The sequence below is a fragment of the Streptomyces sp. NPDC051563 genome (assembly GCF_044454225.1).
Classification (GTDB): Bacteria; Actinomycetota; Actinomycetes; order Streptomycetales; family Streptomycetaceae; genus Streptomyces.
This window is the reverse complement of the sequence record NZ_JBITDL010000009.1, coordinates 136,579-153,374: the sequence shown is the minus strand read 5'-3', so window position 1 is coordinate 153,374 and position 16,796 is coordinate 136,579. Positions and strand designations below refer to the sequence as shown.

10 protein-coding genes are annotated in these 16,796 nt (G+C 75.1%); 9 read left to right on the top strand and 1 reads right to left on the bottom strand.

The features are described 5' to 3' along the window. Positions 1–108 precede the first annotated feature (108 nt). From ACIA8F_RS13240 to ACIA8F_RS13200, 9 genes are all read left to right on the top strand, one after another. The gene (locus ACIA8F_RS13240; protein WP_399378415.1) at positions 109–1,713 is read left to right on the top strand and encodes an argininosuccinate lyase; all 1,605 of its coding nucleotides are present in this window, start codon (positions 109–111) and stop codon (positions 1,711–1,713) included. Then, positions 1,679–2,653, top strand: coding sequence for a kinase (locus tag ACIA8F_RS13235; protein ID WP_399378414.1), 975 nt, complete (start codon positions 1,679–1,681; stop codon positions 2,651–2,653). The genes ACIA8F_RS13240 and ACIA8F_RS13235 overlap by 35 nt, the downstream gene beginning before the upstream one ends. A 2-nt stretch (positions 2,654–2,655) precedes the next feature. Continuing rightward, positions 2,656–4,923 carry a pyridoxal-phosphate dependent enzyme gene (locus tag ACIA8F_RS13230; RefSeq protein WP_399378413.1) on the top strand — a complete coding sequence of 756 codons (2,268 nt, stop codon included), beginning with the start codon at positions 2,656–2,658 and terminating at the stop codon, positions 4,921–4,923. A 74-nt stretch (positions 4,924–4,997) separates the two neighbouring features. Next, a complete protein-coding gene (locus ACIA8F_RS13225; protein WP_399378412.1) occupies positions 4,998–5,222 on the top strand; it encodes an MbtH family protein in 225 nt (74 codons plus the stop codon). Further along, positions 5,215–7,008: a condensation domain-containing protein gene (locus tag ACIA8F_RS13220; RefSeq protein ID WP_399378411.1), complete on the top strand. Its 1,794-nt coding sequence runs from the start codon at positions 5,215–5,217 to the stop codon at positions 7,006–7,008. Before ACIA8F_RS13225 ends, ACIA8F_RS13220 begins: the two co-directional genes overlap by 8 nt. Then, positions 7,005–10,214 (top strand): amino acid adenylation domain-containing protein, encoded by a 3,210-nt coding sequence (locus ACIA8F_RS13215; RefSeq protein ID WP_399378410.1) that lies wholly within the window; start codon positions 7,005–7,007, stop codon positions 10,212–10,214. The genes ACIA8F_RS13220 and ACIA8F_RS13215 overlap by 4 nt, the downstream gene beginning before the upstream one ends. 18 nt (positions 10,215–10,232) lie before the next feature. Next, complete coding sequence (locus ACIA8F_RS13210; protein WP_399378409.1) at positions 10,233–13,487, top strand: amino acid adenylation domain-containing protein; 3,255 nt, start codon at positions 10,233–10,235, stop codon at positions 13,485–13,487. Between the two features lie 85 nt (positions 13,488–13,572). Then, the gene (locus ACIA8F_RS13205) at positions 13,573–15,159 is read left to right on the top strand and encodes an amino acid adenylation domain-containing protein (protein ID WP_399378408.1); all 1,587 of its coding nucleotides are present in this window, start codon (positions 13,573–13,575) and stop codon (positions 15,157–15,159) included. A 47-nt stretch (positions 15,160–15,206) separates the two neighbouring features. Beyond that, complete coding sequence (locus ACIA8F_RS13200) at positions 15,207–16,523, top strand: MFS transporter (protein WP_399378407.1); 1,317 nt, start codon at positions 15,207–15,209, stop codon at positions 16,521–16,523. On the opposite strand, the gene ACIA8F_RS13195 is transcribed toward ACIA8F_RS13200, so the two are convergent. Next, positions 16,517–16,744: a response regulator transcription factor gene (locus ACIA8F_RS13195; RefSeq protein WP_399378406.1), complete on the bottom strand. Its 228-nt coding sequence runs from the start codon at positions 16,742–16,744 to the stop codon at positions 16,517–16,519. The two genes, ACIA8F_RS13200 and ACIA8F_RS13195, sit on opposite strands and share 7 nt — an antisense overlap. Positions 16,745–16,796: the final 52 nt, after the last annotated feature.

Genomic DNA, 16,796 nt, shown 5'->3' with positions numbered 1-16,796 from the left:
CCCTCGCCCTGCCCCGCCCCCCGTGCCACGCCCTCGCGAGCCGCGCGCCGGCGAGGCATGCGCCGACGCGCCCCGCGCCCCGCACCAGAACAGGAACGGAAACACCACGTGACGAGCGATACCCCGGGGCCCGCCGCCCCCGAACTGACCGGCCGCATCAGCAGCGGCCCCGCGCAACTCCTCCACGACGAAGTGCTCGCCCCGCAGTTCGCGTTCGAGTCCCGCCACCTGCTGCGCCACTACGTCGCCATCGAGAAGACCCTGGCCGCCGAGTACGTCCGCATGGACCTGATCACCGCCGAGGAGGCCCGCCGGATCGCCGCGCTGCTGGACTCCGTCGGCCCCGACACCCTCAGCGCGCGGCCCGGCGCCAACATGTCGGACATCGCCTTCGCCCTCGAACGGCACGTCGAGGCGGGCCTGCCCCACCCGGTCGTCGCGTGGCACGCCGACCGCAGCCGCAACGACCTCCAGGCCTGCGCCCAGGTGATGTACGGACGCGACCAGCTCACCCGGTTCGCCGCGGCCCTCCTCGAACTCGGCTCGGTCGTCCACCGGTTGGCCGAGAAGACCTGCGACCTGCCCATGCCGGGCTACACCCACTTCCAGGCCGCCCAGATCATCACCCCCGGCTTCCACCTCGCCGCGCTCTCCGAGCACCTGCTGCACACCCACGCCCGGCTGCTGAACGCCTACGACGGCATCGACGCCTCCCCGCTGGGCGCCGGAGCCATGGCCGGGCAGGAACTGCCCTGGGACCGCGACCGGATGGCCCGGCTGCTCGGCTTCTCCCGGCCCCAGCCCCACGCCCTGACCGCCGTGGCCTCGCGCCGCTGGAGCGCCGAACTGACCGCGGAACTCAGCCTCCTGGGTACCGCTCTGAGCCGCTTCACCACGGACCTGCTCACCTGGGGCGGCAGCGAGTACGGCTTCATCGAACTGCCCGACGAACTGTCCGGCATCTCCTCCGCCATGCCGCAGAAGAAGAACTACCCCGTCCTGGAGCGGATCCGCGGACGCACCGCCCACCTGACCGCCTTCCACTTCGACGTGCTCCTGGGCCAGCGCAACACCCCCTTCTGCAACCTCGTCGAGGTCTCCAAGGAGGCCGGCACCCACCTGCTGAACGCCTTCGACTCGGCCCACGGCACCGTCCGCCTCCTCACCGAGGTGCTGCGCCGGCTCACCTTCCGCGCCGACCGCATGCGCCAGGTGTGCGCAGCCGAGTTCCTCGGCGGATTCAGCCTCGCCAACGCCCTCTGCCTCACCGAGGGGGTCCCCTGGCGCACCGCCCAGGTCGTCGCCGGCAAGTACGTCGTGCTCGCGGCGACGGCGGGCGCCGCTCCCGCCCCGGGCGAGCCCGCCCTGCTGGCCGAGGCGGCCGCCGGACACGGCATCACCCTCACCGACCCCGCCCGGCTCCTGGCCGAGGCCTTCGACGTCGACCGGGGTCTGGAACGCATGGTGTCCGCGGGCTCGGCCCGCCCCGAGGCCGTACGCACGGTCCTGCGCACGCAGCAGGAGACCTACGACCGGCTCGCCGCCGACTGGGAACGGCGCGCCGCGGTGATCCGCGCGGGCGCCGAGGAGGGCGACCTCGCCCTGTACGGAGCGGCCGGCACCGCCACCGCCGCCAGCGCCACCGCCGGCACCGAGACCGATGAGCAGGAGGACGGCGATGGCACCCGCGCCCGCGTACGGCACGCGCACTGACACCGCCGGGGCGGTCTCCACCGCCCCCGCCGGAACCGGCAGCGCCTTCGGCACCTTCGGCGAACTGCTCCAGGGCGCCCTGCCCCATCCGCAGGGCGACTTCCTGGTCACCTTCCCGCTGGCACGCTGGGCCACCGCCGTGTTCCACCCCGTGCCCGGCCGGCCCGGCGTCCAGGTGCGGCCGGCGCACAAGGCCAAGTCCCGCCGGGTCGCCGAAGCCGTCCTGGCCGCCCTCGGCAGCACGGACGGCGGCCTGCTGGAGGTGGCCGGAGACCTGCCCGAGGGCAAGGGCCTGGCCAGTTCCTCCGCCGACCTCGTCGCCACCGTACGGGCCGTCGGCGCGGCCCACGGCCGCGCCTTCACCCCGGCCGAGACGGAGGACTTCCTGCGCGGCATCGAACCGGCCGACGGGGTCATGTACGACGAGATCGTCGCCTTCCACCACCGTGAGGTGCGCCTCGGCCGCCGCCTCGGCGTGCTCCCTCCGCTCGCCGTCGTCGCCCACGACGAGGGCGGGCAGGTGGACACGGTCGCGCACAACCGGGTCGCCCGGGCCATCGGCTCCGCGGACCGCGCGGAGTACGCGCTCCTGCTGGACCGGCTGACCGCCGCCGTGGCCCGCGCGGACCTCCAGGAGGTCGGCGCCGTCGCCACCCGCAGCGCCGAGATGAACGCCCGCCGCCGCCGGCGCGCCGGGTTTGCGCACCTGCACGCCCTGTGCCGCGAGGTCGACGGCCTGGGACTGGTGCTCGCCCACAGCGGCACCATGCTCGGCGTCCTCCTGGAGGCGGGCGACCCGGCCCTCACCGGCAAGACCGAGCACATACGGGCCGGCTGCGCAGCCCTCGGCGGAGAGGTGTCCGTACACCGCTCCCTGGGCGGCGGCGACAGCTGGAGCCCGACGGCCCTGCCCGCCCACCCCACCGAGCTGGAGATCTGAGCATGCTGTTCGACACCGTGACGGACGCGATCGGGGCGACCCCCCTGGTCCGGCTCCGCCTGGGCGAGGCCCGCGGCGTGGAGGTCTACGCCAAACTGGAACTGCAGAACCTCTTCGCGATGAAGGACCGCGTCGCCCGCAACATCCTGCTGGAGGCCCGGCGGCTGGGCACCCTGAAGCCGGGCGACCCCGTCATCGAGAGCTCCTCGGGGACCATGGCCCTCGGCGTGGCCCTCGTCGGCCGCTCCCTCGGCCACGAGGTCCACATCGTCACCGACCCGCGCATCGACCCCGTCACCCTCGCCAAACTCCGCGCCCTGGGCTGCCGGGTGCACATCGTGAAGGCCATGACCAGCCACGGCTGGCAGAGCGCCCGCCTGGAGCGGCTCGCGGAGCTGCGGGGGGAACTGCCCGGCGCCTTCTGGCCGCAGCAGTACACCAACCCCGACAACCCCGGCGCCTACCGCACCCTCGCCGGTGAACTCATCGCGGACCTCGGCCGGTTCGACACCCTCGTCGGCGCGGTCGGCAGCGGCGGCTCCCTCTGCGGCACCGCGCGCGCCCTGCGCGCCACACTGCCCGCCCTGCACGTCGTCGGCGTCGACTGCGTGGGCAGCGCCCTCTTCGGCCAGCCCGACGTACCGCAGCGCCTGCAGAGCGGACTGGGCAACAGCCTGCTGCCCAAGAACCTGGACCGCACCCTCGTCGACGAGGTGCACTGGCTCAACGACCACGAGGCCTTCGCCGCCACCTGGGACCTCGCCCGCGAACAGCAGATCTTCGGCGGCAACACCTCGGGCTCCGTCTACCGGGTCCTCACCGGCCTCGCCGAACGCGCCGAACCCGGCACCCGGATCGTCGGCATCCTGCCCGACCGCGGCGACCGCTACGCCGACACCGTCTACAACGACGAGCACTGGGACGAAAACCGGCTGCGCGAGATGCCCACCGCCACCGCACCGGCCCCCCTCGGCCCCGACGCGACCGCCCGCACCTGGTCCACCCTCGCCTACGGCGCGCCCGCCGGGATCCGCCGCCACCTGCTGTTCGTGGAGTCCAACACCACCGGCACCGGCATGCTCGCGCTGGAGCGCGCCCGCGAACTGGGCACCGTACCCGTCCTGCTGACCGGCGACCCCGACCGCTACCGCGGACTCGCGGACACCGGAGCCGAGGTGCTGCGCTGCGACACCAACTCCGACGCCGCCCTGCGCGCCGCCGTACAGGAACGCTTCCGCCGCGAGGAGATCGCCGGCGTCACCACCACCAGCGACTTCTACGTACCGGCCGCCGCCCGGACCGCCCAGTGGCTCGGCCTGCCCGGCAACCCGCCCGAAGCGGTGGCCGTCTGCCGCGACAAGTCGGCCCTGCGCGAGAGGCTGCGGGCCGCGGGCGTCCGCCAGCCCCGCTACGCCCTGGTCCGCGAACCGGACGGGGCCGCGGCCGCCGTCGCCCGGACCGGACTGCCCTGCGTGGTCAAGCCGGCCGACGACTCGGGCTCCACGAACGTCCTGCTCTGCGCCGACGAGGACGAGGCCCGCGCCCAGATCGAGCGGATCCTCGCGATCGACACCAACGTACGGGGCATGCCCACCGCCCGCACCGTCCTCGTCGAGGAATACCTGGAGGCGCCCGAGTACAGCGTCGAGATGTTCAGCCGGGACGGGCGGGCCGAGTGCGTCGGCATCACCGCCAAATCGGTGACCGCGACCCCCCACTTCGTCGAACACCGCCACCTCTTCCCCGCCCCGCTGCCCGCCACCACCGCACAGGCGATCACCGAGACGGTGACGGCCGCCCTGGACGCGGCCGGGATCCGGCTGGGAGCCACCCACACCGAGGTCAAACTGACCGCCGACGGCCCCGCCCTCATCGAGATCAACCCCCGTCCGGCCGGCGGCATGATCCCCGAGCTGATCCGGCTCGCCACCGGGGTCGACCTCCTCGGCGAGCAGCTCCGCGCCGCCCTCGGCCTGCCCCCGCACCTGAAGGCCGAGGACGCCGGCCACGCCGGCATCCAGTTCCTGCTCGCCGACGCCGACGGCACCCTCACCGCCGCCGAGGGCACCCGGGCCGCCGAAGCCGTCGACGGGGTCGCGTCGGTGCTGGTCACCGCCGCCCCCGGCACACCCGTACGCCGCCCCCGCAGCGCCTCCGACCGGCTCGGGCACGTGATCGCCCGCCACCGGGAGCCCGAAGGCGTGCACGCCGCCCTCGACGCGGCACGCGCCCTGATCCGCCTCGACATCCAGGCCGCGCCCCGCTCCTGATCCACCCACCGCTGCCCGTCCCACGAAGCGCCGTACGCCCGTACGCGCACGCCCGAACCGAAAGGCGAACCGCCGTGAGCAACCCCTTCGAGAACGACAACGCCTCCTACGTCGTGGTCCGCAACGACGAGCTCCAGCACTCCCTGTGGCCCGCCGCCACCCCCGTCCCGGCCGGCTGGACCGTGGTGCACGGCCCCGACGGCCGCCAGGCCTGCCTGGACCACGTCGAGCGCGTCTGGACCGACATGCGCCCCGCCTCCCTGGTGGCCGCCCTCGCCGGGAACACCCCCCGTGGCTGAGCCCGCCCACCGCACCGAACAGCCCGCCGGGGCCGACCCCGTACGGACCCTGCGCACCCTCTTCGCCGACGTGCTCGGCCACGGAGAGGTCGACGCGCACCACAGCTTCACCGGGCTGGGCGGGGACAGCATCCAGGCCATCCAGGTCGTCAGCCGCGCCCGGGCCGCCGGGCTCGTCCTCACCACCCGCGACGTGCTCCGCGCCGAGAACCTGACCGCACTCGCCGCCACCGCCCGCGCCCACGGCCGGGCACGGGCCGGCGCGGGCCCGGCCGCGCCCCCGCGCCGGCTGGGCCCGCTGAGCCCCACCCCCATCATGGGCTGGCTCGCCGAACTCGGCGGTCCCGTCGACACGTACAACCAGTCGCTCGTGCTGCGCACCCCGCCGGGCTTCGGGGCGGCCGACGCCGAACGCACCGTCCAGGCCCTCCTCGACACCCACGAGATGCTCCGGCTGAGGCTGCCCGACGGGATCGCCGCGGCCGGCGCCGAACCGGTCGTACCCCCCGCAGGCTCCGTCACCGCGGCGGACATGCTCGACCACGTGGACGCCCGCGGCAGGAGCGATACGGAACTGCCCGCCCTGACCCGGGAGCGGATGCGGGCGGCGCGGCGGCGGCTCTCGCCCCGCGACGGACGGATGCTGCGCGCCGTCCTCATGGACCGGGGAACCGGACAGCAGGGACGCCTCGCGCTCGTCATCCACCACCTGGTCGTCGACGGAGTCTCCTGGCGCATCCTCCAGGACGACCTGCGCAGCTGCGCGGCGGCCCTCGCCGAGGGCCGCGAGCCGGTCCTGGAACCGGCGCACACCCCCTTCGCGCACTGGGCCGACCTGCTGCGCGCGGAGGCCACCTCCGGCCGCCGCACCGCCGAGGCCGACCGCTGGGCCGCCACCCTGCGCGAGGCCCCGCAGGCCCTCGCCGGGGTCCGCGCGCCCGGCGGCCTCGACCCCGAGAGCCCGGAGCACACGCTCACCCTCACCCTGGGCCCGGAGGTGACGGGCCCCCTGCTCACCACCGCGCCCGGCCTCGTCAACGGCACCGTCAACGACGTCCTGCTCACCGCCCTCGCGCTGGCCGTCCTCGGCCGGCGCGCCGCCGACGGCGCGGACGGGCCGGACGAGGAGGGAGCCGTCCTCGTCGACGTCGAGGGGCACGGCCGGGAGGACGTCGCCGAGGGCACGGACCTGTCCCGCACCGTCGGCTGGTTCACCACCGTCTTCCCCGTCCGCCTCGCCCTCGGCCGCCCCGACCTCGAAGAGGCCCGGGCCGGCGGACCGGCGATCGGTACCGCCCTGCGCCTCGTCAAGGAGGAGCTGCGCGCCGTACCGGACAAGGGCATCGGCTTCGGCCTGCTGCGCCACCTCAACTCCCGCACCGGAGCGGACCTCGCCGCGCGCGGCATCCCCCAGATCGGCTTCAACTACCTCGGCAGGTTCCCGATGGGCGGCGACGCGCCGTGGGACGCCGCCCCCGGGCACCCCTTCGCCCTCGACGACGCCGACGAGGGACTTCCGATGGCGCACGCCGTCGAGGTGAACGCGGCCGCCCACGAGAGCCCCGACGGCCTCGTCCTCAGCGCCACCTGGACCTGGGCGGGCAACGCCCTCACGGGGCCGTGGGTCCACGGCCTCGCCCAGGAGTGGTTCACCATGCTGCGCGCCGTCGTCACCCACGCCGCCCGCCCGGACGCCGGCGGCCTGACCCCCTCCGACGTATCCCTCACCCGGGTCAGCCAGGCCGACCTCGACACCTTCGAATCCCAGCTCGGAGCCCTGCTGTGATCCCTCTCTCCCACGCCCAGCAGCGCTTGTGGTTCCACGCCCGCGACGGCGCCGACGGCGCGCTCTACCACATCCCCGTCGGACTCCGGCTGAGCGGCGCCCTGGACCGCACCGCCCTGCACGCCGCCCACGCGGACGTGAGCGCCCGCCACGAAGCCCTGCGCACCGTCTTCCCCGACGAGGCGGGCCGCCCGTACCAGCGGGTCCTGGACCCCGCGGACGCCGCCCCGGCGCTCACCGTCACCGACTGCCCGGCCGCCGACCGCGCCGGGCGGGCCGCGCGGGCGGCGTCCCGCCCCTTCGACCTGCGCACCGAACCGCCGCTGCGCGCCGACCTCTTCACCGACGGGGACGAGGACCACTACCTGCTCCTGGTCCTGCACCACATCGCGGGCGACGGCCACTCCGTCACCCTGCTCGTCCGGGACCTCGCCGCCGCCTACACCGCCCGGACCACCGGCCGGCCGCCCGAGTGGCCCGAACTGCCCGTCCAGTACCCGGACTACGCGCTGTGGCAGCGCGAACTCCTCGGCCCGGCCCAGGATCCCGACTCCCTGCACGCCCGGCTGCTCACCCACTGGGAGACGGCCCTGGACGGCCTGCCCGACGAGCTGGCACTGCCGGCCGACCGGCCGCGTCCGGCCGTCGCCGGCCACCGGGGCGCGGTGGTGGAGACACGGACCGGCGCCGCCGCCCACGCGGGTCTGGCCGCACTGGCCCGGGACGGCCGCGCCACGCCGTTCATGGCCGTCCAGGCGGCCTTCGCGGTCCTGCTCACCCGGCTCGGCGCCGGCACCGACCTGCCGCTCGGCTGCCCCGTGGACGGCCGGGACGACGAGGCCCTCACCGACCTCGTGGGGCTCTTCGTCAACACCCTGATCGTGCGCGCCGACACCTCCGGCGACCCCGCTTTCACGGAGGTGCTCGACCGGGTGCGCACCGCCGCCCTGGCGACGTACGCCCACCAGGAACTGCCCTTCGAATCGCTGGTCGAACGGCTCAACCCGGCCCGCTCGGCCGCCCGGCACCCGCTCTTCCAGGTCGCCGTCGCCGCCCAGCGCACCGAGCCGCAGATGCCCGCCTTCGCGGGCCTGACCGCGCAGGTGGAGGCGGTGCGCACTGACACCGCCAAGTTCGACCTCACCCTGGAGGTCGAGGAGCTCCACGACCCGGCCACCGGAGCACCCGCGGGCCTGGCCCTCGGCCTGGAGTACGCGAGCGACCTGTTCGACGAGAAAACGGCCCGGCGCCTGCTCGACCGGCTCGTCCAGCTCATCGGCGCCGTCGTCCGCGACCCCGGGACCCCGGTCTCGGCGCTGGACGTACTGCTGCCGGGGGAGCGGGCCGACCTCCTCGGGCACTGGCAGGGCGCGCCCGTCGCCGCCGACGCCCGCACCGTCCACGAGGCCTTCGCGGAGCGGGCCGCGGCCCATCCGGACCGGCCCGCCGTGCTCTGCTCGGGCCGCCGGACCACCTACGCCGAACTCGAAGCGGCGGCCGAGCTGTTCGCCGGCCGGCTGCGCTCCCTCGGCGTCCGCCCGGGCGAGGCCGTCGCCGTCCTGATGGACCGCTCGGCCGGCCTGGTGGCCGCCTGCCTGGGCATCCTCAAGGCCGGGGCCGCCTACCTGCCGCTGGACGCCCGGGCCCCCGGGGCCCGTACCGAGGCCGTGATCGCCGCCTCGGGGGCCGCCGTCCTCGTCACCGACGTCCCGGAGGGCGAGCCCGTACCGGCGGGGCCGCGCCACGTACTGCGCCCGGCCGAACTGTCCGCCGAGGGGACCGCCACAGGAGCTGAGAGGGCCGGGACGCCCGGCCATCCCGACGCGCTCGCCTACCTGATGTACACCTCCGGCTCCACCGGCGTCCCCAAGGGCGTGGCCGTCTCCCACCGCGAGGTCGTCGCCCTCGCCACCGACCGGCGCTGGCGCGGCGGCGCGCACGAGCGGGTCCTCTTCCGCTCCCCGCACGCCTTCGACGCCTCCACCTACGAGCTGTGGGTGCCGCTGCTGAACGGCGGCCTCGTCGTCGTGGCGCCCCCCGGCGACCTCGACGTCGACGCCCTGGCCCGGCTGATCACCGAGGAGGAGGTCACCGGGACCTTCCTCACCGCCACCCTCTTCAACGTCCTCGCCGACCGCTGCCTGCCCGCCCTCGGCTCCCTGCACGAGGTGATGACCGGCGGCGAGGCCGCCTCCCCGACCATGGTCCGCCGGGTCCGCGAGGCCTGCCCCCGCACCACCGTCACCAACGCCTACGGCCCCACCGAGACCACCACCTTCGCCGCGACCTTCGCCGTGGGCCCCGGCCAGGACGCCCCCGACGGGTCGGTGCCCATCGGCCGCCCGCTCGACGGCACGCAGCTCCACGTCCTCGACGAACGGCTCGGCCTCGCCGCGCCCGGCGTCACAGGCGAGCTCTACATCGCCGGCGCCGGACTCGCGCAAGGCTACCTCGGCCGGGCCGCACTGACCGCCGAACGCTTCGTCGCCTGCCCGTACGGCCCCCCGGGCGCCCGCATGTACCGCACCGGCGACCTCGCCCGCTGGAACGCCGACGGCCAGGTCGAGTACCTCGGCCGCGCCGACCGGCAGGTCAAGATCCGCGGGCTGCGCATCGAACCGGGGGAGATCGAGCACGCCCTGGCCGGCCACCCGGCGGTGGGCCAGGCCGCCGTCACCGTCGTGGACACGGCCGCCGGCGCCGCGCTCGCGGGCTACGCGGTCCCGGCCGAGGGAGCCACCGCACCCACCCCGGCGGAACTGCGCGAACACCTGCGCACCCGGCTCCCCGACTACATGGTGCCCACCACCCTCACCCTGCTCGACGCCTTCCCGGTAACCGCCAACGGCAAGACCGACCTGGCCGCCCTGCCCGCGCCCGACCCGACGGCCGGAGCCGCCGGGACCCACCAGGAGCCGCGCACCGACGAGGAGCGCGCCCTGTGCGCGATCTGGGAGCAGGTCCTCGGCCTGCCGCGGATCGGCGTCCACGACAGCTTCTTCGACCTCGGCGGCCATTCCCTGCTCGCCACCCAGCTGCTCGCCGAGGTCCGGACACGGTTCGGAGCCGCCATCGGCATCCGCCAGTTCTTCACCGGCCCCACCGTCGCCGAACTAGCAGCGGCCCTGCCCGCCGCGGCGGCCGCGGGCGCCGCCGAGCAGGACCCGCCGATCGTCCGCCGGGCCCGCCGCACCCAGACCGCCTGACCCAGAAGGAACACCACGATGAACCACCCGCCGTCCACCCCCGCTCCCGCGCCCGCGCCCGCACCGGCTCCCGCCGCCGCCCGCTCGCTGGTCGAGGACGTCCTGCCGCTCTCCCCGCTCCAGGACGGCATCCTCTTCCACGCACTCTTCGACGAGGACGAACGCGATGTCTACGTCGCCCAGTTGCTCCTCGACCTCGACGGCCCCCTCGACCCGGACCGGCTGCGCGCCGCCGCCGACACCGTCCTGGAACGGCACGCCAACCTGCGCGCCGCCTTCCTGCGCCGCGCCACCGGCGAACCCGCCCAGGTCGTACGGCGCGGCGTCCGGACCCCCTGGCAGCAGGTGGACCTGACCGGGCTCGACGAGACCGGGCGCGCCGCCGCCGTCGACACCCTCCTCGCCGAGGACCGGGCCACCCGCTTCGACCTCGCCCGGCCGCCGCTGCTGCGCTTCACCCTCATCCGCACCGGCCCGCTCTCCCACCGGCTGCTGCTGACCTATCACCACATCCTGATGGACGGCTGGTCCTGGCCGGTCCTGGTGCGCGAACTCCTCGCCCTGCACCACGCCGACGACGCGCCCCTGGGCCCGGTCACCCCGTACTCCGCCTTCCTCGGACGCCTCCGCAGCCGCGACACCGTCGCCGCCCAGGACGCCTGGACCCGCGCGCTCGACGGCCTCGCGGGCGGCACCCGCACCGCGCCCGTGTCCCCGCCGCCCGGCACGGTCCTGCCCGACCGCGTCGAGACGTACCTCCCCGCATCCCTCACCGAACGGCTGGGCGCCCTCGCGCGCGACCACCGGATCACCTCCGGAACCCTCCTCCAGGGCGCCTGGGGGCTGCTGCTCGGCCGTCAGATCCGCTCCGAGGACGTGGTCTTCGGCGCCGTCGTCAGCGGCCGCGATCCCGAACTGCCCGGCGTCGCCGACATCGTGGGCCTGTGCATCAACACCGTGCCGGTCCGGGTCCGCATCGACCCCGCCGAGCCGCTCGTAGCCCTGTTCGAGCGGCTTCAGGACGAGCAGGCACGGCTGATCGACCACCACCACCTGGGCCTGGTCGAGATCCAGCGGCTCGCCGGAGCGGGGGAGCTCTTCGACTCCTGCGTCGCCTTCCAGAACTACCCGGTCGACGCGGCCGGCCTCGCCGCCCTCGGCGCGGGCGGGCTGGAGGTCACCGGAGTCGACCCCCACGACGCCGCCCACTACCCGCTCTCGCTGACCGCCATCCCCGGCGACCGGCTGCGCCTGCAGATCGACTACCGGCCCGACGTCTTCGAACGGGACACCGCCCGGGCCCTGCTGGAACGCCTCGCCCGGCTCCTCCAGGCCGTGGCCGACGACCCCTCCTGCCCGGTGGGCACGGTGGACCTGCTCTCCCCGGCCGAACGCCACCGCGTCCTGGTCGAATGGAACGACACCGCGCGCGACGAGCAGTACGCGGAGGCCGTCGAGCGCGTACGGCAGCAGGCGGAGCGCCGTCCCGAGGCCGTCGCCACCACCGACGACACCGGCCGCGAGCTGAGCTACGCCGCCCTCGTCGCCCGCGCCGACGCCCTCGCCCTGGCCCTGCTCGCCGACGGGGTGCGCCCCGGAGACCTGGTCGCCGTACTCAGCGAGCCCACCGCCCGCGTCCCCGTCGCACTGCTCGGCATCCTCGGCGCCGGAGCGGCGTACGTCCCGCTCGACCCCGAGGGCCCGGTCACCCGTACCGCCGACCTCCTCGCGAGCGGCGGGATCGGCCGGCTGCTGGCCGCCCCCGAACAGCGCGCCCGCGCCGAGGAGATCGCCGCCGCCGTCCCGGGCGGACTGCGCGTCCTCGTGATCGACGATGGGGCCGTGTCCGGGGAACGCCCGGCGCCGGCCGGCGGCCGGGACGCCCTCGCCTACGTCTGCTTCACCTCCGGCTCCACCGGCAAGCCCAAGGGCGCCATGGTCCACCGCCGGGGCATGAACAACCACCTCCTGGCCAAGGCCGAGGACCTCGCCCTCGGCGAGGGCGACCGCGTGGTGATGAACGCCCCGCTGACCTTCGACATCTCCGTATGGCAGATGCTCGCCCCGCTGATCACCGGCGGACAGGTCCACCTCGTCTCCCGGGACACCGCCCGCGACCCCGCCGCCCTCTTCGCCGACGCCGCCCACCGGGGGATCACCGTCCTGGAGACCGTGCCCTCCTTCGTCCGCGCCGCCGTCGACCTGTGGGACACAGGGGTGCTGCCGCCGGCCCTGCCCGAGCTGCGCTGGTTCGTCGTCAACGGCGAGGTGCTGCCGCCCGAACTGTGCACCCGCTGGTACGCGCGCCACCCGCAGGCCGCGATCGTCAACGCCTACGGCCTCACCGAGTGCTCCGACGACAACACCCACGCCTTCATCGGACCCGACGTGCACGCCCAGCTGGAGCACGGCCGGCTGCCCGTCGGCCGCCCGCTGCGCAACAACACCCTCTACCTGCTGGACGCCGCGCTCGCCCCCGTACCGCCCGGCGTGCCCGGCGAGCTCTTCATCGGCGGCACCGGCGTGGGCCCCGGCTACCTGCGCGACCCCCGCCGCAGCAGCGAGCGCTACGTCCCCGACCCCTTCAGCCCCGAGCCGGGCAGCCGCATGTACCGCACCGGCGACCTCGCCCGGATGCGGGCCGACGGCCAGCTCGACTTCCTCGGCCGACAGGACCACCAGGTCAAGATCCGCGGCAACCGCATCGAACTCGGCGAGGTGGAGACCGCGCTGCGCGCCGTACCCGGCGTGGGCGAGGCCGTCGTCGCCGTCGACCGGGACCACGCGGGCCAGCAGCGGCTCGTCTGCTACGTCACCGGAACGCCCACCGCCGAGGAGATCCGCACGGAACTCGGCCGCACCCTGCCCAACTACATGGTCCCGTCGCTCTTCCTGCACCTGCCGCACTTCCCGCTGACCGTCAACGGCAAGCTCGACCGCAAGGCGCTCCCCGACCCGGCCACCGTGCACCGCCCGGCCGGCCGGCTGCCCTCGACCCCCGAGGAGAAGGCGGTCTGCGAGATCTTCGCGTCCGTCCTCGGCCTCCAGGAGGCGGGCATGGACGACGACTTCTTCGCCCACGGCGGCCATTCACTCCTCGCCACCCGGCTGACCGGCCGCATCGGCACCGAGCTCGGGGTACGGCTGGGCATCCGCGACCTCTTCGAGACGCCCACCCCGGCAGGCATCTCCGCCCGCCTGGCCGAGGCCGCAGCAGCACCCGCCGCCCCCGCCCGCCCCGCCCTGCGCCCCCGCTCCCGCGACGGGGCCTGACCGCACCCGACCGGGCCCGGCCGCGCCGCGCCCCCGCGAAGAGCCCGCCCGCACCCGGCCCGTATCCCCAGGAGACACCACCACCATGAGCCCCACCGAGACCACCCCCGTGCCCCTGCGCATCGCGCACCGGGCCGGGACCACACCCGAGGCCATCGCCGTCCGCGCGGCCGAGGGGGAGCTGACCTACCGCCAGTTCGACCGGCGGGCCCGGGCGGTGGCCGAGGAGCTGCGCGCCACCGGCGCCGGACCGGAGGACACCGTGCTCCTGGGGGTGCGCCGGGGCATCCACTGGGCGGTGGGGCTCCTGGGCATCTGGTACGCGGGCGCGGCCGCCCTCCTCGTGGACCTCGACGCCCCCGACGAGCGCCTGCGCACCCTGCTGGAAGCCGCCGGCACCCGGCATGCGGTCGCCCCGGACACGTACGCGGCCGCGATGCTGCAACGCCGCACCGGGCGCGAACTGTTCTGGGCCGCCACGACCACCACCGCCACGACGACCTTCGCCACGACCACCACAGCCACGACCACCACAGCCCCCACGCCGGCGGCCGGACCGCCCGCCCGCACCGCCCCGGGCTCCCTCGCCTACGTGCTCTTCACCTCCGGCTCCACCGGGCTGCCCAAGCCCGTCGCGGTCGGCCACGCCGGGCTCGCCGCTCAGGTCGCCACCCTGGCCGAACGCTACGCGCTGACCGCCGCGGACGCGGTGCTGCAGTTCGCGGCCCCCGCCTTCGACGTCAGCCTGGAGGAGGCACTGCCCACCTGGTGCACGGGCGGCACCGCCGTCTTCGTCACCGACAACCTCCTCTCGCCCGCCGAACTGGAACCGTTCCTCGCCGAGCAGCGGATCAGCGTCGTCAACCTGCCCACCCCGTACTGGACGCAGTGGGCCAAGGACCTGGAACGCGCCCCGCGGGCCCTGCCGGGCGCGCTGCGCCGCGTGGTGATCGGCAGCGACGCGGGCCGGACCGCGGACCTGGTGAGCTGGGCGGCCGCCGGGCACCCCCCGGTGGTCAGCTGCTACGGCCTCACCGAGTCCACGATCACCGCCACTTCCTACGAGCCCGGACCGGCGGAACTGGCCGCCTTCGCGGGCGACGAACTGATCCCGCTCGGCGAACCACTTTCGGGCGTACGCGCCTACGTCCTCGACGAGGAGCTGCGCGAGGCTCCCGCCGGCACCCCGGGCGAGCTCTACCTGGCGGGCTCCTGCCTGGCCCGCGGCTACCACGGCCGGCCGGCACTGACCTCCGAGCGGTTCGTCGCCGACCCGTTCGCCGGCGCCCCGGGCGAGCGCATGTACCGCACCGGCGACCGGGTCACGCGGGCACCCGGCGGCCCGCTCGTCTTCCTCGGGCGCGCCGACGACCAGGTCAAGATCCGCGGCCACCGCGTCGAACTCAAGGAGGTGGAGGCGGCCGTGGCCGCCCACCCGGACGTGGTCGACGTGGTCGCCCGCGCCGTCGCGGCGGCCGGCGGACCGCAACTGGCCGCCTGGGCCGCCCTCACCCCCGGCAGCGGCCTGACGCCGGATGCCCTGCGCCGTCACCTTTTGGCCAAAATGCCCGGGTACCTCGTACCGGCCACCGTGACCCTGATGGAGCGGCTGCCGCGCACCCCCGGCGGCAAGCTCGACCCCCGGGCGCTCCCCGCGCCCGCCCCCCGATGAACCAGCGACCCGCGGCCCCCGTCCGCACCCAGACAAGGAACGCACCCGTGTCCGTCACCACCGACGAGTCCACCGATCCCGTGCACAGCGTGGAGCACCGGCAGCGCAGGGACTTCCGTCTCTTCATGTCCTCGCACATCTGCAACGAGCTCGGCAGCAGCATCACCTACGTCGCCCTCCCGCTGATGGCGGTGCTCACCCTGAACGCCTCGGCGATGCAGGCCGGCCTGCTGGCCGCCGCGGAACACGCGGCCTTCCTGGTACTGGGCCTGCCGGCCGGGGCCTGGGTCGACCGGATGCGCAGGCGCCGCGTGATGATGGCCGCCGACCTGGCGCGCACCGTCCTGCTGACGGCGCTGCCGGTGGCCTACCTGCTCGGCCTGCACTCGATGCCGCTGCTGTACGCGGTCGCCCTGCTGCTGGGCTGCGCCCGGCTGTTCGGCGACGTCGCCGACCAGAGCTACCTGCCGACGCTCATCAGCAAGGACACCCTGACCGCGGGCAACTCGAAGCTGGAGACGGTGCGGTCGGGCGCCGAGTTCGCCGGCCCCGGCATCGCCGGCTTCCTGGTGCAACTGCTCGGCGCCGCCGGGACGCTGGCCGGCCAGGCCGTCACCTCACTGGTCTCCGTGGTCCTGCTGGGGCGGATCGGCGTCCGCGAGGAGAAGCCGGAGCCCGCCCCGCGCCGCCACCTGCTGCGGGACATCCGGGAGGGGCTGGACTACGTCCTGAGCCACCGCGTGCTGCGCCTGATCGCCCTCAACACAGCGGCCGTGAACCTGTTCCTCAGCGCGGTGATGGCCATCGAGGTGCTCTTCCTGACCCGGACCGTGGGGCTGCCGCCCGCGGCCGTCGGCTGGGTGCTGACGACGGCCACGATCGGCTCGGTGCTCGCGGCGACCGTCGCGGACCGGGTGACCCGGGCCGTCGGCGCGGCCCGGCTCACGTGGCTGTCGCTCCTGGTGACCATGCCGTTCGGGCTCCTGCTCCCGCTCGCGGACAAGGACTGGAGGATCGGACTCTTCGTCCTGGGCTCGTTCGTCCAGTCGGCCGGCGTCACCCTCTACAACATCTGCCAGGTCACTTACCGGCAGACCGTCTGCCCGCCGCACCTGCTCGGCCGGATGACCGCCACGATGCGCTTCCTCGTGTGGGGCGTCCTGCCGCTGAGCGGCCTGCTGGCGGGGTTCCTCGGTGAACTGCTGGGCGTGCGCGACGCGCTGTGGCTGTGCGCCGCCGCCCTGTCGTTGGCCCCGCTGGTCCTGCTGTGCTCCCCGCTGCGCCGGATGCGCGAGTTCGAGGACGAGGCCCCGGACCTCGGGGCTCCGGACACCGTCGCCCCGGCCGGGCGGGAGGCTCAGTAGCCCAGCCGGAAGGCGATGTGGGTGAGCTGGGTCCGGTTGACCGAACCGGTCTTGCTGCGCAGCCGCCGCAGGTAGGTGTCGACCGTGTGCGGGCTCAGCCCCATCTGGCAGGCGATCATCCGGTACGTGTGTCCCTGCGCGAGGTAGGCGAGCACCTCGTGCTCGCGGGGGGTCAGGGCGGGCAGTTCCGGTGCGGGGGCGGTGAGGGTGCTGTCCAGCATGTGGGGCTCCGGATTCCGGATCGATGGTGAAGGGCGAAGGTGAAGGGGAGGA